At 51.1% G+C, this 24513-nt stretch carries 19 protein-coding genes; 2 read left to right on the forward strand and 17 right to left on the reverse strand.

What is annotated here, in order from left to right:
- Positions 1-62 precede the first annotated feature (62 nt).
- Positions 63-2759, forward strand: coding sequence for a hybrid sensor histidine kinase/response regulator (locus HH301_RS15030; RefSeq protein WP_169569843.1), 2697 nt, complete (start codon positions 63-65; stop codon positions 2757-2759).
- Here the strand turns inward: HH301_RS15030 and HH301_RS15035 are convergent.
- The 17 genes from HH301_RS15035 to miaA form a co-directional block, all read right to left on the reverse strand.
- Positions 2756-3841, reverse strand: coding sequence for a DUF1513 domain-containing protein (locus HH301_RS15035; protein ID WP_169569844.1), 1086 nt, complete (start codon positions 3839-3841; stop codon positions 2756-2758). The genes HH301_RS15030 and HH301_RS15035 overlap by 4 nt on opposite strands.
- Positions 3831-4940 (reverse strand): imelysin family protein, encoded by a 1110-nt coding sequence (locus HH301_RS15040; protein ID WP_169569845.1) that lies wholly within the window; start codon positions 4938-4940, stop codon positions 3831-3833. The genes HH301_RS15035 and HH301_RS15040 overlap by 11 nt, the downstream gene beginning before the upstream one ends.
- Entirely contained in the window at positions 4940-6463 is a 1524-nt protein-coding gene (locus HH301_RS15045; protein ID WP_420821191.1) for a di-heme oxidoreductase family protein, read from the reverse strand. The genes HH301_RS15040 and HH301_RS15045 overlap by 1 nt, the downstream gene beginning before the upstream one ends.
- Before the next feature lie 61 nt (positions 6464-6524).
- Complete coding sequence (locus HH301_RS15050; protein ID WP_169569847.1) at positions 6525-7814, reverse strand: imelysin family protein; 1290 nt, start codon at positions 7812-7814, stop codon at positions 6525-6527.
- Positions 7815-8024: 210 nt separating this feature from the next.
- Positions 8025-9362, reverse strand: a complete 1338-nt coding sequence (locus tag HH301_RS15055; protein ID WP_169569848.1) for a TRAP transporter large permease — start codon at positions 9360-9362, stop codon at positions 8025-8027.
- A gap of 11 nt (positions 9363-9373) precedes the next feature.
- Positions 9374-9883 carry a TRAP transporter small permease gene (locus HH301_RS15060; protein WP_169569849.1) on the reverse strand — a complete coding sequence of 170 codons (510 nt, stop codon included), beginning with the start codon at positions 9881-9883 and terminating at the stop codon, positions 9374-9376.
- A 64-nt stretch (positions 9884-9947) separates the two neighbouring features.
- Complete coding sequence (locus tag HH301_RS15065; protein WP_169569850.1) at positions 9948-11021, reverse strand: C4-dicarboxylate TRAP transporter substrate-binding protein; 1074 nt, start codon at positions 11019-11021, stop codon at positions 9948-9950.
- A 495-nt stretch (positions 11022-11516) separates the two neighbouring features.
- On the reverse strand, positions 11517-12656 hold the full coding sequence (gene rodA / locus HH301_RS15070) for a rod shape-determining protein RodA (protein ID WP_169569851.1): 1140 nt from the start codon (positions 12654-12656) through the stop codon (positions 11517-11519).
- The gene (mrdA, locus tag HH301_RS15075) at positions 12649-14571 is read right to left on the reverse strand and encodes a penicillin-binding protein 2 (RefSeq protein ID WP_169569852.1); all 1923 of its coding nucleotides are present in this window, start codon (positions 14569-14571) and stop codon (positions 12649-12651) included. Before mrdA ends, rodA begins: the two co-directional genes overlap by 8 nt.
- Before the next feature lies 1 nt (position 14572).
- Positions 14573-15088, reverse strand: a complete 516-nt coding sequence (gene mreD, locus HH301_RS15080; protein ID WP_169569853.1) for a rod shape-determining protein MreD — start codon at positions 15086-15088, stop codon at positions 14573-14575.
- Positions 15089-15103: 15 nt separating this feature from the next.
- On the reverse strand, positions 15104-15994 hold the full coding sequence (mreC, locus tag HH301_RS15085) for a rod shape-determining protein MreC (protein ID WP_169569854.1): 891 nt from the start codon (positions 15992-15994) through the stop codon (positions 15104-15106).
- 47 nt (positions 15995-16041) lie between these two features.
- Positions 16042-17085, reverse strand: coding sequence for a rod shape-determining protein (locus tag HH301_RS15090; protein WP_169569855.1), 1044 nt, complete (start codon positions 17083-17085; stop codon positions 16042-16044).
- Positions 17086-17463: 378 nt separating this feature from the next.
- On the reverse strand, positions 17464-18867 hold the full coding sequence (locus tag HH301_RS15095) for a CoA transferase (protein ID WP_206378358.1): 1404 nt from the start codon (positions 18865-18867) through the stop codon (positions 17464-17466).
- A 130-nt stretch (positions 18868-18997) separates the two neighbouring features.
- A complete protein-coding gene (gene ilvC, locus HH301_RS15100; RefSeq protein WP_169569856.1) occupies positions 18998-20017 on the reverse strand; it encodes a ketol-acid reductoisomerase in 1020 nt (339 codons plus the stop codon).
- Between the two features lie 70 nt (positions 20018-20087).
- Positions 20088-20597: an acetolactate synthase small subunit gene (gene ilvN / locus HH301_RS15105; protein WP_169569857.1), complete on the reverse strand. Its 510-nt coding sequence runs from the start codon at positions 20595-20597 to the stop codon at positions 20088-20090.
- Between the two features lie 76 nt (positions 20598-20673).
- Positions 20674-22440: an acetolactate synthase 3 large subunit gene (locus HH301_RS15110; protein WP_169569858.1), complete on the reverse strand. Its 1767-nt coding sequence runs from the start codon at positions 22438-22440 to the stop codon at positions 20674-20676.
- A gap of 176 nt (positions 22441-22616) precedes the next feature.
- Positions 22617-23591, reverse strand: coding sequence for a tRNA (adenosine(37)-N6)-dimethylallyltransferase MiaA (miaA, locus tag HH301_RS15115; RefSeq protein WP_169569859.1), 975 nt, complete (start codon positions 23589-23591; stop codon positions 22617-22619).
- A gap of 23 nt (positions 23592-23614) precedes the next feature.
- Between miaA and serB the strand changes: the two genes are divergently transcribed.
- The gene (gene serB, locus HH301_RS15120) at positions 23615-24505 is read left to right on the forward strand and encodes a phosphoserine phosphatase SerB (RefSeq protein WP_169569860.1); all 891 of its coding nucleotides are present in this window, start codon (positions 23615-23617) and stop codon (positions 24503-24505) included.
- The last annotated feature ends 8 nt before the right edge of the window (positions 24506-24513 follow it).

The following is a 24513-nucleotide window of genomic DNA, read 5'->3' on the forward strand; positions in this document are numbered from 1 at the left end:
ATATAGTATGGAGCTAACTCTCTGAGACTACTATTTCATAAGAGAAAATTTGAGTACCAAGTATGACAGAAACGCAAAAGCTAGACCAGTTTGTCAGCGCCTTTCTGGACTGGAGCAGTCTGGACGAAACCAACCTATCTGGTGGTTTAAAAATACTAGCCGACTGTTTCGGCGCGACCTGCGTAATTGCCAGCGTTCTTTCCAAAAAAGACAAAACCATTCTTCAGAGCTGGCAGGCTCCAGAAAACCTCTCAACTAATTTTCGTGCCTTAACAGATGAATACCTGGTCGATCACTCAGAAGACTACGACACTCATCCCCAGTGCAGAAACTTTGAAGGATCTTCTTTTCGGGCTAAATCTTTCGCTTTTCAAGACCAGCAAGGTGAACTTGTTTATGATGTGACGCTTTGGGGTGATCTCTCCATCAACCTCTTGGAAACTGAAAAACTCTTCCTGAGGATGGCGTGTCAGGCCCTATCGCAAAAAATGCGGGAGCAAATTTCGCCAGACAATAAAGTAGCGGCCATGATTGTGGACGCCTTTAATGCCATGGATGATGGGATCATTGTGTACGACTCTGATCTGAATGTGGTTGCCTTTAACAAAAGGCAGAAACGCCTCTTCCCTTCTGTCGCCAGTTCCATGTCTGTGGGTGTCGCATATGATACAATACTGCGCAAACAGCTGGAGGTTAACCCGCTCAACATCCCTCTGGATCAGCATGAGGACTGGGTCAAAAAACGCAAAAGGCAGCTGCGCCAGGATACTCATCAGGAAGAGCAAAAATTCGGCAGTGGTGAAACCATACGGCTGACGACACATAAAACACCATCTGGCGGTGCCGTGTCCGTCCGCAGCGACATAACTGAGCTTGTGGCTGCACGCCAAAAAGCCTTCGAAAATGAACAACTTTTCCGCGCTCTATTGATTGGCGCCCCAATCGCCCTTGTCATAATTTCCGATACAGAGATCCTTTATGCAAATGCCACAGCAGAAGAGTTTCTGGATGCTGAGGAAGGTCAGCTGGTCGGAATGAGTTTTGAGGAAATCAGTCCCGATATAGAATCCCGGAAACAGGTGGTGACCCACGTTCGTGAATTTGGTCACCTGGATAACATTGAACAGGAACTTGTATCCCTTAAAGGGAACAAGAAAAGTTCAATGATGTCTGTGCGCAGTCTGACTTTCGAAGGGAAGGACGCCTATTTCGTCTCCTTTATTGATGTCACAGAGCTGGTTGATATTCAAAACGCGTTGCGACTCAGTGAAGAGCAGAACCGAAACCTGCTGGAGATGGTCCCCGATGCCCTTATTGTTCAGGTTGATGGTGTTATTAAATATGTGAATCCCGCAGCAGTGCATATTTTCAATGCAGGTAGTGTGGAGAACATGATCGGCAACCCAAGTCTGGAACTGGCAGCACCTGAAGTCAGGGATGAAATTCTAAAGTTCCGATCCAAAACCATGACGTCCCAAACCCCTGACATGATCCGCTCCAAGCATGTCAGATATGGCGGCGAAGTTTTTCACTCCGAACTTTTTTCTCAATCAGTTTCCTGGAATGGGGAAAAAGGAACACTGAGCTTTATTCGGGACCTAAATACCCAGATCGCCTACGAAGAGCAGTTGATCAGAAACGAAAATGAGATGCAGCTTGCCCAAGCCATCGGCAAATTCGGTCACTGGCGCATGAACACTGACAATAGTGGTCTCTATTGGTCGGATGAACTCTTCAGGATTCATGGACTGGAACCAGGTTCAGTTGACATCAACTTTTCATATGCGGCCTCTTTCATTCACGAAGAAGACCAACCCAGGCTTCGCCAAATCTTAAAGAACTGCATTGAGAACGGGAGTGTAGAGGAATACAAGACCCGGATCGTTCGTGCAGACGGTCAAATCAGGTATTTGGAAGGGAAAGTTCACCCGACCTTCGACAGCGCCGGAACAATTACTGAAGTTTTCGGCGTTTCTCAGGACGTCACTGAACGACGGGAACTTGAAAACAGGCTTCAACATTCGCAAAAGATGGAAGCCATCGGCCAACTTACCGGTGGGATTGCCCATGACTTCAACAATCTACTCGCTGTCATTATTGGCAATGCAGAGTTGCTTTTGGAATCTATCCCCGAAAATCTATCGCACCTCAGAGGCCATATTGAGTCCATTCTCAATGCCTCGGAAAAAGGCAGCGACCTGACGATGAACATGCTGGCTTTTGGCCGCACTCAGATGCTCAAGCCACGTGAAATCAGCCTCAATAATCATGTTCAAAAAATGGTACGGGTTTTGGAACGTACTCTGGAAGAGAATATTGAAATCCAGGAAAATATTTCTGAGGAACTCTGGCCCTGCAAAGCGGATCCCGGACAACTTGAAAACGCAATCCTGAACATTGCCCTCAATGCTCGTGATGCGATGCCAAATGGCGGCAAACTTATCTTCACGTCCCGCAATGTCTATCTGGACGGGAAGGAGACATTGGATGAGGAAAAACCCATTCCCGGTGACTATGCCTGCCTGACCATAACCGATACTGGTTGTGGTATCCCTGTAGACCAGCTCCCTCACGTTTTTGAACCGTTCTTCACTACAAAAGAAGTTGGCAAAGGCACAGGACTTGGTCTTTCCATGGTGTATGGATTTATCAAACAGTCAAAAGGGTATCTGCAAATCACCACTGAACAGGATATCGGCACCCGGATCAGTTTCTATTTCCCTCGACTAACCGCAGAGAGATCTCTGGAAAAGGCTTAGATTAGCGGGGTTAAATGGTTATCCCATGCCCCTTCCAGAACTTCGGCTTTTCCCGTCTCTTCAGTGCCAAAAGCCCCACGGCCCGAACTGAAAACGAACCCCTTCTCAGTAGGTCCAACACCACAAACATCTGCGATATGGCGCATCTCAACTGGCACCAGTTTGCGCCCTTCGAGCACAATCAGACTGTCCCCACGCGGACTGGAAATAGCAACTTTTGAATGATCGAGACTGCTCATGACTGAGCCGATATACTGATGCAGGGATCTGGTCTTCTCGTTGGGAAGGTCAACAAATTCCAGTGTCGGTCTGTCCCATTTTTTGAGACCTAGAAGCGGGACTGTATCAAGCTTGTTCCCTTGATACTGGCAACCGAAAACAATCGATTTATCCGGCCCCTCTGCTAAGTGACGCAGAGAGAGTTTATGTAAATCCTTCGGGACAGGGTAGTGGGCAATCGCTTTACCCTGCCGCACATCGATATAGGTCAGCCCGGGCGCCATCATCGGAATATTGAGCTTCTGACGGGGATAATCTGGGTGTGTGGAAATGCCACCGATTGCAACGACAGCCGTTCGCTGATCCGACATCAGGACAACCTGATGGGCACCAATCCCAAGACAATCGATCTGCCCCACATGCCGATAACCTTGTTCAACTTCATAAACCCCAAGGTAACTTCGGTCAGCCTCATAGTCATTTTCGGTAGCAAATAAGAAATGACCATCCGGGGAGTAAAATCCATGTCCAAAGAAATGCCGCCCTTCAGGGCAGGTAAATTCAGCTAATTGGGCATTTGACTTCAGGGATATGACCGTCGCGATGTTTCCCGGCCGACGTGAAAACAGGACGGCTTCCTGCCTTAACGCACTATAGGCACCGCCATGCCCCCGAACTGGAATTTCCACATTGCAGCGGATATCCCCCTCACTTGATATGACCGTCGCATATTGACGATCCTTTATCTGACTACTGGATAAATACAGGAGCTCTCGCTCCTTAGCGGCCCATGCCGGTTTTAGGGTCAGCAAGGCACTACTTGTTGCAATCCCTTTCAGGATTTGTCGGCGATTAATCTCCATCAAGTGAATTAAACCCCAAATTCAGACCAAGAAGCTCTGGATAAATCTCAGCGAGGAGGGTTTCAACCCCTTGCATGGGAACGGTCACATATTGCAAAAGCGCGTAAGTCTCCGGATCCTTGAGCAGGCTTGGATAGTCCTTTCCTGTTGCAATCAGCTTCTGAAGAGAGCTAATCACCTGATTAATTTCAAAATGGAATTGGTCCGCTGTTCCGCGATCTTCCTCGCTCAGTAATTTGCGAAAACCAAGGGTATCATGCAATTTTTCCAGTGACTGAAATCCTGCCAACAAAGCGGGTAGCGTCATCCCAGATCGCCTGAATGACGCCTTCTTTGGATTTGCCTTTGTCATCTCCTCCCCGAGGGATGGCTGCAGTTTAATGGCTTTTGCGATTTCAATGAACTCGACCGCGGATTTGAGGATTTCTTTTAATACCTCGTCAGTGGAACGATAGAGCGGATTACTCGCAGATGGCTGGATCATCAAGCCACCAAAGGTGCCCATGCCGCTCCAGTTCGCATCAATTGTGTCGGCAATCTGCTCAATATTCGCAGCTATACCTCTCGCAAAGGCACAGCGGCGAGCGCCGTCTGTTGTTGCCAATCTTTCTGAGTTTTTTCCGAACAGCAGAAATTCCAGCGCAGGCAACCCCTGGACAGCTACGCTTCTGCCACTGAAATCAGAGACATTTTCAGCCGGGTTTTTCTCCGCATCATAAAGAAGCTTTTGAACCTGCCGCAGTCCGCGGGACCTTGGATCCGGCCAGAAAAAGACCTTCTCCAGTCGGTTATCATCCCGCACGGGGCCAAAGCGGATCGGTTCGGCCGCCGACCAAGCCAAAACCAAGTCCCTAAAACGCAGACGAATATCTTCCAGGCCTTTCTCCGATGGCTCACCACAAAACCCCTCAAGCTGAAGGGTCAATGTTTCCGCCCTTTGGGCAAGCCCCTGATAGATTGGATGAATATATCCCTCAATAAAGGCCCTGGTCTGATCTGGTCCAAGCTCTCTTGCACTCACTGTCGATCGTTCTGCGATGAAGATACTTGCAATCAACAAAACGGACAAAAGGGAGCGGCGGTAGAACTTTCTAACCATCAGAGAGACTCCAGGAAACGGATCAGGCGGGTTCGGTTTAGGGGGCTCATTAAGCGGAACTGCTCTTTGGCGGCTTCAGCCTCGCCGCCATGCCAGAGAATGGCTTCGGTTAAGTTCCGTGCGCGCCCATCATGGAGGAAATAGGTATGCCCATTCACTTCATCTGTCAAACCGATCCCCCAAAGGGGTGGCGTTTTCCATTCAGTACCACTTGCACTTCCAACCGGAAAATGATCCGCAAGCCCCTCCCCCATATCATGGAGCAACAGGTCCGTGTAGGGCCAGATTAACTGAAAACGATGCTCTTTCTGCTCCGCATTCCGGCTCGTCACAAATTTTGGCGTATGACAGGAAACACATCCCGCCTCATAAAAGAGCGCTTTGCCTTTCAGAACCTCTGGATCGTCAAAATCCCGCCGGGCAGGAGGTGCCAAATTTTTCGAATAGAAAGTCACAAGTTTTAAAACTGGATCAGGGGCCTCCACATCGCCGAGACGCTTTTGCACACCTGTTTTCTGCTCAAGGCAAGCCGATTGAGCAGCCGTGCAGTCACCATAATGCCGGTGATCCAAAATTGTTGAAATCCCAATATCACCAGCAAAGGCGCCCGCTGATTGTTCCCGCACAGAAGCCGCGCCAGCCTTCCATCCAAAGCGCCCAAGGCGTCTTGGACTTGCCTTGTCATCTCCAATCCAGCTCGCCCTGCCGGAGATGCCATCACCATCTCTATCCTCGGGATCTTCCTTAGACAGGATATCATTCACATGGATTGCCTCAAGAAGTCCGAGGCCGATCATTTGGGGCGCAACCCTTGGAGACAGCAGAACATCTTTATGAAGCGGCCCATAACCCAACTGGCTCACTGAGTAAGTCGGCTTTCGGAGGGAGATAATTTCACCACCTGCCAACTCGACAGGAACCTCTTCATAGGTGATGACCATCTTACCTTCAGGCGGAATTTCTGAAATCGATAAATCCTGTAGCTGTCCGCCATAGGTCGGCTCTTCGATCAGGACTTTCGTCCCGGCTTGAATTAAAGCCTCATCTTCAGCTGTTTGAGGTTTGATCGCCAGACGAAGAAACATGGAAACGGCGCTGTCTTCCATGGATTCCGGAGGATGCCCCCGGCCATCTTTTAAATGACAGCGTTGACAGGACCGCGCATTGAACAGAGGACCAAGTCCATCTGAGGCCGCTGTTGAGGAGGGCGAAGACACCCATAGTTTTCGAAACAGGCCATTACCCAATTTAAACTGCTGCTCTCCCTCAAAGTCCAGGTTCGCTGAAAATTGAGAAAAAGAATCCCGACCGACTGAGTGTAGGGTTGTTGCAGCCCCGCCCTGCATTTTTTCGAACTGTTCAGCACGGGTAAAATTGTCGGTTGCCTTGACTATAGCGGCGACACGGGCTTTATCCCGACTGTTCAGATCATCACGGGTAAAGGGATCTGCATTAGCAGAAGACAGGACAAAGGGCGCCATGACAAAGAAGGCGCACCAGATTGAAATCGTTTTGTGTGTCATCATAGGGTTGCTCAGACCACGGGATGAAGGGTGGCGAACTCGCCGCCACCCAAGGGAGATATTATTTAAACACGGCTGATGTGTTATCCAGACTGTCAGATCCTTCGATGGCAATTTCACCATAGCCCAAAGTTGTGACGATCCGCTCAATCACGCGCGTCTGGGCAATTAGTCCATCAATCGCATTCTGAACGACAGCATTACCGACAGGATTATTTTCACCGATCATCTGGTCATAGGCTTCAATGCTTTCAGCCCGCGCTTTCATCACAGCCATTGCCGTCACAGTGGCGCTTAACTTGCCGCGCATTTCGCTGTCCAGATTGTCATCTTTTGACGCAACCAGACTTGCCAAAGAGGGACCGGATACGATTGAACCGTCGAGGCGCTTGTAACTGCCGAGATACACATTCTGAATGCCAATCTGATCAAAATAGTGGGAATTATGGGTATTGTCGGAGAAGCAGTCATGCTCTTCTTCGGGATCCTTCAACAGAAGGCCAAGCTTCATCCGCTCACCTGCCAACTCTCCATAAGACAAAGATCCCATACCGGTTAGAATGGCCGTAATTCCGGCTTCTGGTTTTGCTGTGACGGCAGCACGGGCGGCTCCGTCAGCTTTCCATTCAGCTGTAATGTCTTTAAGGTCACTGATCAACAGGTCCGCTGCGGCCAGCAAATATTCATTTCGCCGGTCACAATTTCCACCCGTGCAGTTTTTCACATCGAAATCCGTATATGGGCGACTACCGGCACCGGCCCTTGTTCCATTGAGATCCTGCCCCCACAGCAAAAATTCAATCGCATGGTAGCCGGTTGCCACATTGGCCTCTACCTCTTCTGCTTCATGAAGTGTATCTGACAGTAGGGTTGGCGTGATCTTGCTAGCGTCAACTTCCTTGCCACTAATTGTCAGCTTCTTATTGGCAATAACATTGACCGTATAAAGTGCATTTTCATCGGACGCATCCCCGTAGGATCCGTCCACATAATCAATCAAACCTTCATCTAGTGGCCAGGCGTTTACCTTACCTTCCCAATCGTCAACAATCGGGTTACCAAACCGGAAAGCTTCACTCTGCTGGTAGGGTGCGCGGGCGGCAATCCAGGCCGCTTTGGCCGCAGCCAGCGACGCTGCAGATGGATTTTCTGTCAATGTAACCAATGCCGCTTTCAGGGCTTCCGCACTCGTTAGCGAGTCTGAATAGATCGCCTCTGCAATATCTGCGTAATTTTGCGTGATAGCTGCCAAGTCTGGTTTGCTCTCAGCGGATGCTGATAGCGGAAGGCTCGCCGCCCCAACGGCCAATATACCTAATAACGTGCCAGTGACAGTTGTCTTGAGACCCATTTTCTCACTCCCGAGAAGTTGTGTGTAATTTGTGATATCAATCCCCAGTTAATCATGGGAATGATAATCATTCTTAAATACTGGTTAGCGTTATGACATTTTCCACCTCCCCGCTTCAACCGATTTCTTCAAAATTTTGAGGGGTGCGACAAAAAAACCGGCTTGGAAATTTCCAAACCGGTTTTTTGAGTGTGAAACTAAACCTATCGCCTATAACAAACTGGGTAGCCAGAGCGTAATTTGCGGAAAGACGATCAACAGGACCAGCGTCAAAACATCCATCAACAGGAACCAACTAATCCCTTTAAAGATAGTCTCGAGGCGCACCTTGTCCCCCACCACCCCTTTCAGGACATAAACGTTCAATCCCACCGGCGGCGTAATCAGGCCAATCTCCAGGAACTTCACCATGATCACCCCGAACCAAATCAGATCATAACCCAACTGCTCAACCACAGGGGTCACAACAGGCAAGGTCAGCAACATGATCCCAAGGGGATCCATGAAAGTTCCAAGAATGATGTAAACCAGTGACAAGGCCAGCAGAATACCGATGGGTGGCAGATCAAGTGTCACTGCCCAGTCTGCCAATACGTTGGCAACACCCGTAATCGCAATAAATCCAACAAAGATCTTGGCGCCAAGTACAACAGCGAAAATACTGCTGATCTGCGTGATGGTTTCGACAAGTGCCGTCTTGGTATTTTCCCGGTTCAATCGTTTGGAAATAAACCCAAGCGCCCACGCACCGATGGCACCGACAGCCGCGGCTTCAGTCGGGGTGACAAAACCGGTGTAAATACCACCCATGATCAGGGTAAAGAGCACAATGATTGACCAGGTGCCTTTCAGGGAGTGAACTTTCTCACTCCAGCTGACTTTTTCAGGGCTTGGGGCAAGTTCAGGATTAATCGCCACCCGAACCCAAATCATCGCCATGTAGATAAGCGCGGACAGAAGGCCCGGGATGAAACCCGCCATCAACAGGGCACTAATGGATTGCTCAGTGAAAATACCGTACAAAATCATCAGAATGCTTGGCGGAATGAGGGAGCCAAGCGTACCACTGGCTGCGACAACACCTGTTGCCAATCCCTTTTCATACTTGTAGCGAAGCATTTCCGGAACTGCCAGCTTACCCATCGCGGCGGCTGTTGCCAGACTGGACCCACTAACGGCTGCAAACATGGCACAACCCGCAACGGATGCCATGGCAAGCCCCCCTTTCAGGCCACCCAGCCACATCCGTGCTGTATTGTAGATGTCCTTTGTGAAGCCGGCATGGAAAGCTACATATCCCATCAACAGAAACAGCGGCACTGCAACCAGCGAGAAAGAGGCAATAAACGAAAACGGCTCAAAACTCAGAAATGCCCAGGCGGCGTTGAAACCGCGATCCAGGTCTAACTCACTTCCTTGCGGCCAACCAACAGCCAGGATGAGACCAACAAATCCTACGAGGCCGAGCGCATAAGCAATCGGAACACGAAGAAAAATTAACAGAAGCAGGATAACAAGCCCTGCAACACCCAATAAGAGAGGATCCATGCGACTTATTCCTAGTGATCAGGGTAGTGAGATTTTTGAACAGATGAAGGCCCTTCCATCAGCGCCTTGATCAGGTCCGTAATAAGCTTGAGGGTAAGTAAGCCTGTTCCAACAGTGACCGATGCCCGCGCTGGCCAGGACGGAACATCCAAAAGACCATCGAACACAGCATCATCCTCAAAGGCCATCATGGCGTCCCCATAGGAAGAGACGGTCACAATTGCCATGAAAGCTATTCCAACAAACAGGCCCAGCAATTCACAAAGATACTGGCCTTTTGGTGGCATCACGTCCGTCAGGATCGTTACAGCCAGATGCTCTTTCTGATACTGAACAAAAGCAAAAGGAATAAATACAACGACAACCAGCAACGCCTGCATGATGACAACATCATCCGGAAGGGAAGCATTGAAGAAGTAGCGTCCGCACACGGACACGGTAATGAAAATCATCATAAACATAAGCACGCACATCCCCAAAACGGCGAAGGCCTTGCTTATCAAGTCGACAATCTTGAACATTTACACACCTGTTAGGCAGAAAAAGGGATGCAGTTCCATAACTGCATCCCCAACAAGACAGATCTTAGCGATCCCAAGGATAACCTTTGGTTTTCAGCTCGTTTTCATATTTAGCCCGAACCTCTTCGAACTTTTTGATGAAAGCTTCACCATCAACACCCTTTTTGGCAACCTGCTTGATCCATTCAGCTGTGTATCCAGAAGCAGCTTCTTTCCAGACATCAATGTCGCTGACTTCGTGGAACTGAACTTTATGACCGTCAATGCCAGCTTCCATGGCAGCTTGAGCAGACTTTTCAGATTCCACGAAACGGCGTCCGTATTCGTCCATGAATTCCACACCCAACTGATCGAAGATTTTCTTCTGTTCAGCTGTAAAGCTGTTGTAGAGGTTCAAGTTAATAGCCGCGCCATAGCCCAGCACCTGACCCATTTTCAGAACAGAGAAGTTGCCGGCAACTTCATACATTTTGTAGGCTTTCGCCAAGGCAATGTAGTTTGTAGTCGCATCAACAGTGCCGCGATCCAGAGCCTGGTAAAGCTCACCAAAGCCGATGTTCACCGGAGAAGCACCTAGGTTCTTCATCATGTCGACCCAGCCACCGCTCACGCGGACTTTTTTGCCATCGATGTCTTTTGCAGACTTGATCGGCTCTTTGGACATCAGATCAACAGGACCTGTTGTGTAGTTGGTGAAGATTTTAATGTTCCGCTTTTTCGCTTCAGCCTGAAGTTCTTCACTTGTCTGGCGAAGTTCATACCAGGTGCGCATACCAACCCATGGATCGCCTACACCAAAGGGTGCGTTGGCATAATTCCAAACTGGCAGTTCACGTGGGGTATAAATTCCCATAACAGTGCCAACTTCGGCAAGACCTGCGCCAACGGCTTTCAGGTTTTCTTTCGCTTTCACAAGTGACTGGGACCAGAAGAACTTGACGGTGATTTCACCATTGGTCCGTTTTGCCAACTCGTCAGCCCACCATTGCAGGGCTTCTGCACGGGGTCCCCGAGGTGGACCAAGTTCACTAAAGCGAAGCTCAATTGCCTGAACAACTGAAGCGGACATACCAAGCAACAGAGCGCCGGCGGCAGCTGTTACCAATGCTTTCTTAGTGCTGCGGATAAATTTAAGCATGCGTTTACTCCCACTAGTAATGCAAATGTTTTAGTTTGATAGAAAAACAGCACGACAAGGCTGTCGTGGCCGCTCTTCCTGGGGATTGGAAAGTTGGTGCAGAAGCGCACCAAACGCCTTCTAAATTTCGTTCTTGTTAATTCTTGGCGGCACTCTATGCATTCAAATATTGAGTGTCAAAGGCATTGTTTAGGAGAAAACAATTTTTTTTACTGATATTTTTTCCAATAAATACTAGCGAAATGAACAGCATCTTATTTAATCTAATTTTTTCAATTAGTTATGTTAGTTAGCATAATCATTATTGTTTTACTTCAACCTATTCTTATTAAGTAAAAACTGCTAAAAACAGCATGAAAATGGCTAAATTTTCGGCAATATTTCTGACCATTTGGGCAGGAATAACGGAGGATGGTTGCATCACTTTTATGCCGACACCCACATAGGTCGTTACGATCCAAAATAAGCCGACCCAATTCGACTCACGATCAGTGATCAATACTTCTTGGGGTGGATTTCAACGTCACGATGGACATACACACTAATGATCAAACCAAAGCTGACCAACAGGGTAAGCATGGAAGTTCCGCCATAGGAAATAAGCGGCAGAGGAACCCCAACAACAGGTACCAATCCCATCACCATGGCAATGTTGATGAAGACATAAAGGAAAAACACACCTGTCAGGCCGAGCGCCAGCAACCGTCCAAACTGATTGCGAGACCTGAAGGCTATGGCATATCCATAAGCCATCAGCAGGATATATAGGGCAAACAAGATCAGCCCGCCGACCATACCAAACTCTTCCGCCAGCATGCTGAAGATAAAGTCTGTCCGCATTTCCGGCAAATAGTTCAAATGGCTTTGGGTTCCTTGTACAAATCCCTTACCAAACAGCCCGCCAGAGCCAAGCGCAATCTTGGACTGCATGATATGATAGCCTGAACCCAACGGATCTGACTCTGGATTGAGGAAGATCAGGATCCGCTTCTTCTGGTAATCATGCAGGAACTGATAGGCAAAGAAGCCAGCCGGAATAGCGACACCGATTACGGCTGCGAACTTCCACCAGGCAACCCCAGCTGCAAAGAAGACAATCCCTGCCCCAGCCACGATCAGAAGCGTGGTGCCAAGATCTGGCTGCCGCAACACTAACAAGGCTGGCATTGCCACGAGGACAAGCGGCGGGATTAGCCAGCGGATCCGCCGAACATCCTCAATCGCAAGTCCATGGAAATAACGCGCCAGTGCCATCACCAATGTGATTTTCATAACCTCAGATGGTTGCAACTGAATGGGACCAACCTCCACCCAGCGCCTGGCGCCCATGCCGATAACACCCATGACCTCAACAGCACCAAGCATCATAAGGGCAATAAAATATAGAGGATATGCGAGCCTGAGCCATATTCGAATATCCGTAAGGGCAACGATCAACATGATCACAAGCCCAGCCGCAAAACGGATCATCTGACGAGATGCCCAGGGCTGTACGTTTCCATCTGCCGCGGAATACAGCATCAGGAACCCAACAGAAGCCGTCACGCAGATCAGCAGGACAAGACCCCAGTTGATATCCCAGATCTTTTTGGACAGCGGAACATTTCGCTCCGGTGCACCCAATTCTCTAAGCATCCTGATCCTCCTTATTCAAAGGAGTTTCAGAAACCTTACTCTCAACACCGCCTTTACGGGCAGATTTTAGCCGCATAGCCTCCTGCAGCAGGTCACGTGCTATCGGGGCAGCCGCTTTTGAACCACTTCCGCCATGTTCTACAATCACAGAGACAGCATAGCGCGGCTCATCATAAGGAGCATAAGCCACAAACAGGGCATGATCCCGGTATTCCCAGGGCTTTTCATCAGATTTCAGAACCCCGGTCAGTCGTTCTTTCTTGGAAATGCGGCGAACCTGTGCCGTCCCGGACTTACCCGCCATTTTCCATTCCCGATCAGGTCTGGATCCACGGCCTGTTCCTTTATCCCCGTTCATCACATCATACATGCCAGCAAGCACACTTCGAAGGGCCGACTGATCCACACCCATGTCTGGCGCCGGAGGTTGCACTGGAATTTCAGCTTCCTGTCCCTCCTCCGCGTTAAGGATATGATATTTCTGTTTAATTAATCGGGGGCTGACTTTCTTGCCACCGTTGGCCAATCGCGCTGTCATGACAGCCAGTTGCAGCGGCGTTGTCAGCACATATCCCTGCCCGATGCCTGCATTGAATGTATCCCCAACCTGCCAGCGCTCTCCGCGCACAGCCTGTTTCCAGTTCGTCGTTGGGATCAGGCCCCGCTTCTCACCATAAAGATCAAGCCCCTGCCGATCGCCAAGACCAAAGCGTTCGGCAACCTCTGCTATGCGGTCAATACCGACTTTGCGGGCAATATCATAAAAATAAACGTCACAAGATTGCTCAATTGCCTCTCGCAAGTTCATCTTGCCATGCCCACCCCGCTTCCAGCAGTGGAACTTGTGACGGCCCAACATCGTATGACCACCGCAAAAAGTCGTGTATTCAGGTGTAATCACACCGGATTCAACGGCTGCCAACGCAACAATCATTTTGAAAGTGGATCCGGGCGGATATTGACCGGTCACAGCCTTGTTGCTCAATGGATGTTTCGGATTGGATTGCAGCTCCCGCCATTCACGGACGCTAATACCGGTGGTAAAGCTGTTCGGATCAAAGCTTGGAACAGATACCATGGATAAAATATCGCCGGTATGCACATCCATCACCACTGCAGCCGCACTTTCCTCACCCATCCGGCGCGATGCATATTGCTGCAGCTTGGCATCGATAGTCAGTTCGATATCGGCGCCCGCTGTTCCTTCCTGACGGCTCAGTTCGCGGATCACGCGGCCATAGGCATTCGCCTCTACCCGACTTGTCCCCGCTGTTCCGCGAAGCGCATGATCATAGTATTTCTCAATTCCATTCTTGCCGATTTTGAAACCTGGCAATTCCAACAACGGATCCGGTTCCAAATTCTTCAGGTCGCGCTCAGATACAGATCCAACATATCCAACGGTATGCGCAAACAGCGGACCGTATGGATAATGGCGGGTTTCACCCACATCGAGCTGAATACCCGGCAATTCAGGACTGTGGATATTGATCCGAGAGAATTCCTCCCATGTCAGGTTCTCCATGACTGGAATAGGAACAAAACCCCGTTTTCGCTTGGTTTCTTTCAAAACCCGTTCCCGATCAGAGGGAGAGACAGGAACCAATTGCGATAGCCGATCCAACGTTTTTTCAACGCTTTTGGTCTGCTCACGAATAATCACAACCCGATAATTCTGGCGATTGCTTGCAACTTCCACACCGAAGCGATCATGGATCCGCCCCCGAAGAGGCGCCAGGAGCCGGATGTTCATCCGGTTTTCGTTCGCCATCATGGCGTATTCGTCGGATTGGATAACCTGCAGGTAATAAAGCCGTCCGGCCAGAACCGACATCAAGGCGGCCTGCCCGCCTGCCAGGATTAGGGACCGGCGGGTAAAGGTACCAACTTTTTCCTTATCACGTGCACGGGACATCTTAAATATGCCTCAGCAAACTGCCTTGGACCAAAGCGAAACACCAGACCACAGGCGGGAAAATCAGGACCGTCAATCCATACTGAACGAGCACAGGTATGATCGGCAAGAAGGTGAAGGAGATGATGCAAGCCAGAAGCCAGCTCAGGATTGCAATTGCCGCACCGACCAAAAGAAATCCCCACCAGGTCAAAATAAATGCCTTACCAACAAAAACCTGACGCTGAGTGATCGCTATGCCATGAACCACGAGAAGGGTTAGCGAACTCAGTCCCATCGGCGTCCCAGTCAGGATATCAAACAGAAGACCCAAGATAAAAACCATGGGTGCCGGCAACAGATAGGGACGATGCAAACTCCAGTAAAAAACCGCGATCATCAAAAAAGACGGGGTCACCGTCGCATATCCGCTGATCCGAATGGGAACAACGCTCAGCAGGATCAGCAGAAAAGACAGCAGAAATGGAATACTGCCTCTTGCCAGTCTGTTGATTTGATATGAAATGGTGGGCGTCACCTTCGTGTCACCTTATCAGTTTACCAATTGGCTTTCACCAAGATCACCAGGGTTGGTGTGTTTATCTGTCAAACCCGGCAGGTCGTAGCGCAGAACGCTGACATGCTCAAGCCTTGACCAGTCGGCATAAGCCTGAACCCGAACCTGCCCCTCAACAACAGAGGAGACAATTCCGATCGGCCAGCCGGCAGGTAGCAAGCCGCCATCGCCACTTGTCACCACTCGGTCACCGGGGGATACCTGGGCATTTGTCGGCAAAAATTCAAGCTTTGGTGAGGTCGAGTTATCCCCCACCAGAATTCCTTTATACCGGGAATTTTCAAGCGCCACGGGAATGCGGGAGTTAAGGTCAGTCAGAAGCAGAACACGGGCGGACTGATGCCCCACCTCGACCACTCGGCCAATGACACCATGTGGACCTACTGCTGCCTGTCCCACACGAACCCCATCCAGAGTTCCGGCACCCAATAACAGTGTCCGAACGAAAGGGCCGCCGCTATCACCGACAACCCGCGCTGTAATCGGCAGAACCAGCGGATCCTCCAGCGCGTTCAGCATGCGGCGATAATAATCGTTTTCCTTCTCCAGAACCCGGCTGATGGATTGCCATTTCAGCAATCTCTCATTCTGCTGGCGGAGACGCTCATTTTCCTCAACAAGGCTCGCAAGCTCCTGCACCCGCTCAATACCCTTGTTCAAGGCATTAATGGGTTGAGACAAAGTGCTTAAGACCGGCGACAGGGTATCCGTGCTGATCGTCCGAACCCGTTCCATCAGAACAAGATCCACTTTACCGAGGACCAGAAGAACGATGGACAGACCGATCAGGGACAGAAAGGCAAAGCGCTGAAAAAAGACTTTCAGCGGGATCGCCAGTTTCCAGGCTGAATCCTGACCTAGTGCCATTCACCAAACTCCCAACTAAGGACCATCAACTCTCCTGCTTAATTCTCTCAGCCACCTTCCCCACTCAAAACGTGGCGAAGTGTCTTGATCTCTTCCAATGCACGGCCGGTACCGATTGCCACACAAGAAAGTGGCTCATCCGCAATGGATACAGGCAGACCTGTCGCGTTCCGAAGAACATGATCAAAATTGCCAAGCAATCCACCACCACCGGTGAGCACGATACCTTTATCCACGATGTCCGCGGCCAGTTCCGGCGCTGTGTGTTCGAGAGCAACCTTAACGGCTTCCACAATTGCCCCGACAGGTTCAGCCAGACTTTCTGCGATTTGCCGCTGGCTGATGATCAGCTCTTTGGGCACACCGTTCATCAGGTCCCGGCCTTTTACTTCCATGGTTTCGCCATTGCCATCTTCTGGTGGGCAGGCGGAACCGATTGTTTTCTTAATGCGTTCAGCAGAGCTTTCACCGATCAGCAGGTTATGGTTCCGGCGGATGTAAGCAATGATCGCCTCGTCCATCTTGTCACCACCAACCCGAACGCTTTTCGCATAGACGATACCGCCAAGGGAGAGAACAGCGACCTCAGTCGTGCCGCCACCAATATCCACAACCATGGAACCCGTTGGCTCGGTAACAGGAAGGCCAGCGCCGATCGCGGCTGCCATTGGCTCTTCAATCAGGTAAACTTCCCGGGCGCCCGCATTTTCAGCAGATTCCCGAATGGCTTTCCGCTCAACCGCTGTGGAACCAGAGGGAACGCAGATAATAACCTGTGGCCGGGTGAAGGCGCGGCGGTTATGCACTTTCTGGATAAAGTGCTTGATCATTTCTTCGGCAATTTCAAAATCGGCAATCACACCATCACGAAGGGGGCGAATGGCTTCGATATTTCCAGGCGTCCGGCCCAGCATCATCTTGGCTTCGTCACCAACGGCCAGAACCTGTTTCTTTCCCTGCCTGTGAATAATCGCCACAACTGACGGCTCATTCAGGACAATCCCGCGACCTTTTACATAAACCAGCGTGTTCGCTGTTCCCAGATCGATTGCCATATCCGCTGACATCATGCCGAGCATTTTGGAAAACATTAAATTGCCTCACCCATAAATTTGAAGAGCAAGAACCCCCGCCCTCTACAATAACTTCCAATTTCCAGTTGACGGCGCCGCTAAACAACCGTCCTGATACCTGTACTGCTGCTCCGAGATGACAATTCGGACAACGAAATACCTGAAAATACCAGTATTTACCAACAGTTCAATCTATATGACAGATAATGGTTAATATTTTTCGAGCATTAAAGCAGAAATTGCATATTGGATACGATTTTCCCCTTAAGCTATCAACCACTAATGCAAATCAGTCGCATTTTTCTAGCCTGATCCGACAATGACGACGCTTAAAGAAAAAAACCGGCATCATTATGACGCCGGCTCCGATTATTCAGATCTTAGAACGGAATAGTTTTACTGCAACCAAACAGGCGCAGAAGACCCAAGTGCAGGCGACGGGCCGGCATATCGCGGCTGAATTTCTGTGTACCGGACAAGCGGCGCAAGATGCCGGATATCTCCATAAGATGTCTTGCTTGTTTGTTGCAGGGCGATAACTTCTTCGGGGCTCAGGGACTTCGCCTCCTTTGGATTTTCGACCCGTCCCTGACGCTGGAGCATCATACCCGTTTGACAAAGAGAGACTTTCACGTGGTAGCTGCCCCCTTCTCTTGCCCGGCGGGCCAACGCCAGCATCGTACCATAGGCTCCCAGATATCCGGTTCCATAGTCTGTGAAATAGACAGGTAGCAGCTCTGGAAATCCGCCGTGGTCCAGCCCGTTTTCATGGGAAATTCCGGTGACGGTCTGGGCGATTTGCTCCCACCCGGCCCGGTCGCTGAACGGACCGCCGCTGCCATAACAGTTGATGGACGTGTAGATCAGTCCCGGACGCAATGCCGCTAGCTCTTCAGGACCGAATCCTTTCCCCTCCAAGGCGCCCGGCCGATAACCCTGACTAAACACATCCGCATCCTTCACAAGCGTTTTCAACGCTTCTGCCTCCGCGGCGTCCCGCATATCCAGATAGCAACTTCGCTTCCCATGGGAGAGATCAATCACGAATTTCTTGATCTGCGGAACATGATCCGCCCCGATCATTAAGACATCCGCCCCATATTCCCCAAGGGTGCGTGCTGCCACTGGTCCGGCAAGGATACGCGTAAGATCGAGTACGCGGATCCCGGCGAGGGGCGGTCCATCTGTCAGAAATGGCTCCGGATCGCTCTCGCCGATTTTCTCAATCTCCACAACAGCTTGGGCGGTCAATGCTTGCCCATGGGGGTGGGCCAGCCATTCCTCCTCCGTCCGGACGATCCCGCCGCAGCAGTTCGCCTCGGCAATGGCCCGGTCCAGATCCTCAGCCGTCCATTTGGCGACAGCCTTGCCAATACTTTGCGGATTAAAATCACAACCCAAAATCTCCAGCACCTTTGCCTTCATATGGGCCATGCCAAAATGCGGCATAAAGAGCCGATCATCCTTTGTGTGATAAGGGGCGATAGTAGCATAGGCCTGCTGGGCGAGCGTTGAGTCCCGCATCGGCACATAAGATCCATCTGCTTGCTTGAATTCCAGATGATTGGCACTGGCGAGCGCCGCCGCTGCATGGCGCGCATCCACCGAAACGGCATCGCTCCGGCCTGTCTTCAATTTCCAGATATCACTAACGGCAACGCCGTTCGCCGCCAGAATGGCAGCCCCCGTCTCGGCCACCCGAAAGCGGGTCTCATATATGGGGTCAGACCCGGTGATGGATACAGACGGCTCATCCTCGAGCCCCCGCACCCGCATCAATTCCTCAAAGGCGTTTATCATTTTTCTTATACCTTGGATTTTTAAAACTTGGTTTGTCCCCAAGTCTAAGGGAGGAGGCAAAGCCTTGCAAAAACAAAAAAACCGGCCCCTTTTCAGGAGCCGGTTTCTGTAACTCAATCCTAAATCCAGATTAGTTTTTGGATTTGTCGACCATGGCGTTTTCGCCGATCCAGGACATCATGCCGCGGAGTTTGGCGCCGACTTCCTCGATCTGGTGGGCATCGTTCAGCGCCCGTGTGGCTTTCAGGTATGGCTGGCGAACCTTGTTTTCCAGCATGAAGTCACGGGTGAACTTACCGGTCTGAATGTCGGTGAGGACGCGTTTCATTTCGGCTTTGGTTTCTGGTGTGATGATGCGCGGGCCAGTTACATACTCGCCATACTCCGCTGTGTTGGAGATGGAGTAGTTCATGTTGGCAATGCCGCCTTCATACATCAGGTCAACGATCAGTTTCACTTCATGCAGGCATTCGAAATAAGCCATTTCCGGTGCGTAACCGGCTTCAACCAATGTTTCGAAACCAGCGCGGATCAGTTCAACCAAACCACCGCAAAGAACAGCCTGCTCACCGAACAGGTCAGTTTCACATTCTTCTTTAAAGGTTGTTTCGATCACACCAGCGCGGCCACCACCAATGGCAGATGCGTATGAGAGTGCGATGTCAAGCGCATTACCGGAAGCGTCCTGATAAACGGCAACCAAGCAAGGAACCCCGCCGCCTTTCTGATATTCAGAGCGAACAGTGTGGCCTGGACCTTTTGGCGCGACCATGAAGACGTCCATATCACCCCGTGGCTCGATCAGGTTGAAGTGAACATTGAGGCCATGAGCGAAAACAAGGGCAGCGCCTTCTTTCATGTTTGGTGCAAGATCAGCTTCGTAGATGTCAGCCTGCAGCTCATCCGGTGTCAGCATCATGATCACGTCGCCCCATTTGGCCGCGTCAGCCGGTGTCATCACTTTCAGACCTGCATTTTCAGCTTTCTGAACGGAAGAGCTGTCCGCGCGAAGGGCAACGGCCACCTCTGCCACACCGGAATCTTTCAGGTTGTTGGCGTGGGCATGGCCTTGGCTACCATAACCGACGATGACAACTTTCTTGCCTTTGATCAGGTTTACGTCGGCATCGCTGTCGTAATAAACGCGCATTTTTCTATTTCCTTCTGACTAAAAAATATTCTGTATGTTCTGAATTTATTTCTGGTTCGGACCCGTGACCTTAAATGGTGCCACTGCCGCGTTTGACTGCCACAATACCCGTGCGGCAAACTTCCGTTTTTCCAAGAGGTTCCATCAGTTCCACGAAGGCTTTCACCTTGTCGCGGTTCCCTGTAACCTCAAAAACAAAGGAGGTTTCCGTGGTATCCACCGCATGAGCCCGGAAAATATCCGCCATGCGCAGGGCCTCAACCCGTTTCTCTCCCTTACACTCGACTTTAACCAGGGCCATTTCCCGCTCAACGCTTGGCCCATCGATAGTCAAATCGACGATTTTATGAACCGGCACCAGCCCTTCAAGCTGAGCCTTGATCTGGGCGATCACCATCTCGGTGCCTGTCGTGACAATTGTAATACGGGAGAGGTTCTGTGCCTCGTCCACCTTCGCCACTGTCAGGCTTTCAATATTATAGCCGCGTCCGGAAAACAGCCCGACAACGCGCGCCAGCACACCAAATTCATTATCAACCAGTACCGCGATGGTATGTCTGTGAAAATCAATATCTTTCATTTTGTCCAGGTATTCTCTTGGGGGTCATGTTCGACCGAATTTATAACAGAATGATGAAACCGTTCGGCAACACCCCTTACACCAGCGTCATGCCCTGAGAAGAAACCTCAGGTCCTTCCCCTTCCTCCTGATCCGCCAGCAGCATTTCATTATGCGCCGCGCCAGAAGGCACCATTGGGAATACATTTTCCTGCTTGTCGACCAGCATGTCTACCAGAACCGGCCCCTTGATCTTGATCATCTCCTTGATGCAGTCATCCACTTCCCCCGCCTCATGACAGCGAAGACCGGTTGCCCCAAAGGCTTCGGCAAGTTTCACAAAGTCCGGCAGGGCATCCATGTAACTTTCGGAATAGCGGCCGCCATGCAGCAGTTCCTGCCACTGGCGCACCATGCCCATATATTCGTTATTGAGGATGAAGATCTTCACCGGCAAGCGATACTGGATGATGGTGGCAATCTCTTGAATATTCATCATGGTAGAGGCTTCACCGGCCACATCCACCACAAGCGCATCCGGATGGGCAATCTGCACACCCATGGCAGCGGGCAGACCATAACCCATGGTGCCAAGGCCACCAGAGGTCATCCACCGGTTTGGTTCCTCAAATTCCAGATACTGGGCAGCCCACATCTGGTGCTGGCCAACCTCAGTCGTGAAATAGCGATCCATCCCTTTTGTCAGCTCGTTCAGGCGGGTCAGCGCATATTGCGGCTTGATCACATCGCCATTTTGCTCAAAGCCGAGGCATTTGCGGGACCGCCAGCCTTCAATCTGCTTCCACCATTTTTCAAGCGCCTTGGCGTCGGGCTTACAGACCTCTGACTTCCAGACCTTGACCATATCTTCCAGCACGTGGCCCACATCGCCAACAATCGGAATATCCACCTTGATATTCTTGTTGATGGAGGAAGGATCGATATCCACATGGATTTTCTTCGAGTTGGGGGAGAACGCATCCAGACGCCCGGTAATCCGGTCATCAAAGCGCGCGCCGATACAAATCATCACATCGCAATCATGCATGGCGTTGTTGGCTTCGAACGTGCCATGCATACCCAGCATCCCAAGGAACTGCTTGTCAGACGCAGGATAGGCACCCAGGCCCATCAGTGTATTTGTGATCGGATAACCGGTCATACGGACAAACTGGGTCAGAACCTTTGCCGCTTTCGGACCAGAGTTAATGACGCCGCCGCCTGTGTAGAAGATCGGCCGCTTGGCGCCTGCGATCAGTTTCACTGCCTGCTTGATAGCTTTCAGATCGCCCTTCACTTGCGGGTTATAGCTCTTATGCTGGACAAGGCTTGGCGGTGTATAATTCTTGCTTGGCTGGAACTGCACGTCTTTTGGCAGGTCGATCACAACCGGGCCCGGACGGCCAGTTGTCGCCACATGAAACGCTTCGTGCATAGTGCGGGCCAGATCATCCGCATCCTTGACCAGATAGTTATGCTTGGTCACAGGGCGGGTAATACCAACGGTGTCCGCTTCCTGAAACGCATCGTTGCCAATCAAATGAGTTGCCACCTGCCCGGTGAGGCAGATAATCGGAATACTGTCGAGCTTGGCATCGGCAAGGCCGGTCACTGCATTGGTCGCACCCGGACCAGAGGTCACGAGAACAACACCTGGCTTACCGGTGGAGCGGGCATACCCTTCGGCAGCATGAACCGCGCCGCCTTCCTGACGAACCAGAATGTGGCGAATGCTATTTTGCTTGAACAGCTCATCGTAAATGGGGAGCACAGCACCGCCAGGATAGCCGAACACCACCTCGACACCCTGATCAATGAGTGCCTTGATAACGATTTCCGCTCCTGTCATTTCCTTGCTAGCCATGGGACTTCCCTAATCTGTTGTTGGCCTGAACCGGTCACCACCCCTCAAACTGTCATAAAGCGGTGGCATTAATGTAAAAAGAAAAAGCGCCCGGAGATTGATCCGAGCGACACTTTGGTCGATCCAAGGAAGTAAACAGCCGTTTCCTCCTCGTCAACAGATGGGAACCTAGACTTTCATTCCTGCGTCGTCAACAAAAATTGGCGAATAAATGGAAAGAATTCTGCCTTCAAACTTTCCAAATCTTGCGCGGACGAGATTTTGGCCTCTGTCATCTTGTTTCGAACCCAGGTCATCTGCCGTTTGGCATACCGCCGGGTTAATAGCTTGATCCGGTCTTTTGCCTCTTCTTTCGTCAGCTCCCCCTCCAGAAAAGCCCGGATTTCCGGGACACCGAGGGCCTTCATCGCAGGCAGCTCCGGATCCAGATTGTGCTTCAAAACCTCGGCAACCTCTTCGATTGCGGCGCCATCATCCACCATCCAGTCAAGCCGCCGCTCGCATCGCTCATAAAGCCATGCCCGATCCGGCAGCAGCGCCAACCATAGCCGCGGCCCTTCCAAAACGGGTCCTTCCGGCGCTTTTTTATGCCACTCCCCAAGGGGCACGCCGGTTTCCTCCACCACTTCCAGGGCACGCAGCAATCTTTGCGAATCCCCCAGGTTCAGTTTTGCCGCCATTTCAGGATCTTTTTCCATCAGCCGGTCATAAATAACCTGGTTCCCCTCTTTTCGCTGCAATTCGCGCAATCCGTCTCGCACTTCATCACTGATGGCAGGGACCTCTGCAATGCCTTTGGTCAGGATTTCGAAATAAAGGCCGGTACCGCCGCAGATGATGGGCAGCTTTCCGGCTGCCCGCGCCGCTTCAATTTCAGCCAGCGCCATATCCCGCCAGCGCGCAGCCGAACAGAAATCATCCGGCTCCAGCACCCCATATAGCTTGTGAGGACATTCGGCCTCCTCCTCCTCGCTGGGGCGCGCCGTAATCACCCGCAGACCCGAATAAACCTGCATGCTGTCACCATTGATCACCACCCCATCGAACTCTTTTGCGATGGCGATAGCCAATGCGGATTTGCCGCTGGCTGTCGGGCCTGCTAAAAGGACACAGCCCTTTTGCTGTGAAGGGGTCTCAAGCTGGTTTGGCATTTAACTCTTACGGGTCGCTTTTCATGAATTCTGTACTGACGCTTGTCGCGGATCCTGCAAATCCGTCTTCCTTTCCTAACACAATCGCCGCAGTCAAAGCCAGACTGCAAGCGCTGGGCATCATGGATCTGAAAGAAACCTGGCTAAAGCAGGACTTTGCCCTCGATCTGGAATTTGACGGCACCCTTGCCAAGGACGACATTCAGGAAGCCGCAGACGCTTGTGACTTCTGCCTGCAAGGCACAGAGGACCGGCGCAAAAAACTGCTGCTCGCCGATATGGACAGCACTATCATCACCGTGGAATGCATTGACGAGCTGGCCGATTTTGCCGGCATCAAGGAACAAGTCTCCGCCATTACGGAACAGGCCATGCGGGGCGAACTGGATTTCAACGAAGCCTTTATCGCCCGCGTCGGCATGCTGAAAGGCCTGCCTGAAAACGTCCTTGAAAAAACCTTTGAGGAGCGGGTCAGACTGACCCCAGGCGCACGCACCCTGATCCAGACCGTGAAGAAACAAAACGGCACCTACACCGCCCTCGTCTCCGGCGGCTTTACCTACTTTACCGGAAAGGTCCGGGCGCTCACTGGGTTCGATATGGATGATGCGAACGAACTGGTGTTTGAGGGGGGCAAGCTCACCGGTAAGGCAAAAGAGCCAATCGTCAATTCAGAAACCAAGCTTGAAAACCTCAAGCGCCTGACGAAGGAACTCGGCCTCACCCCTTCCCAGACCCTCGCCGTTGGAGATGGCGCCAATGACATTCCGATGATCGAGGCGGCCGGCCTCGGCATTGCTTTTCACGCCAAACCCAAAGCCCAAGCCGCCGCCAACGCCGCCATCCGCCACGGCGATCTGACGGTGCTGCTCTATTATCAGGGTTATAAGGCTGAAGAATTTGTGGACAGCTAAACGCTTTT

Origin of the sequence: Sneathiella limimaris, from assembly GCF_012932565.1 — a bacterium.
Classification (GTDB): domain Bacteria; phylum Pseudomonadota; class Alphaproteobacteria; order Sneathiellales; family Sneathiellaceae; genus Sneathiella; species Sneathiella limimaris.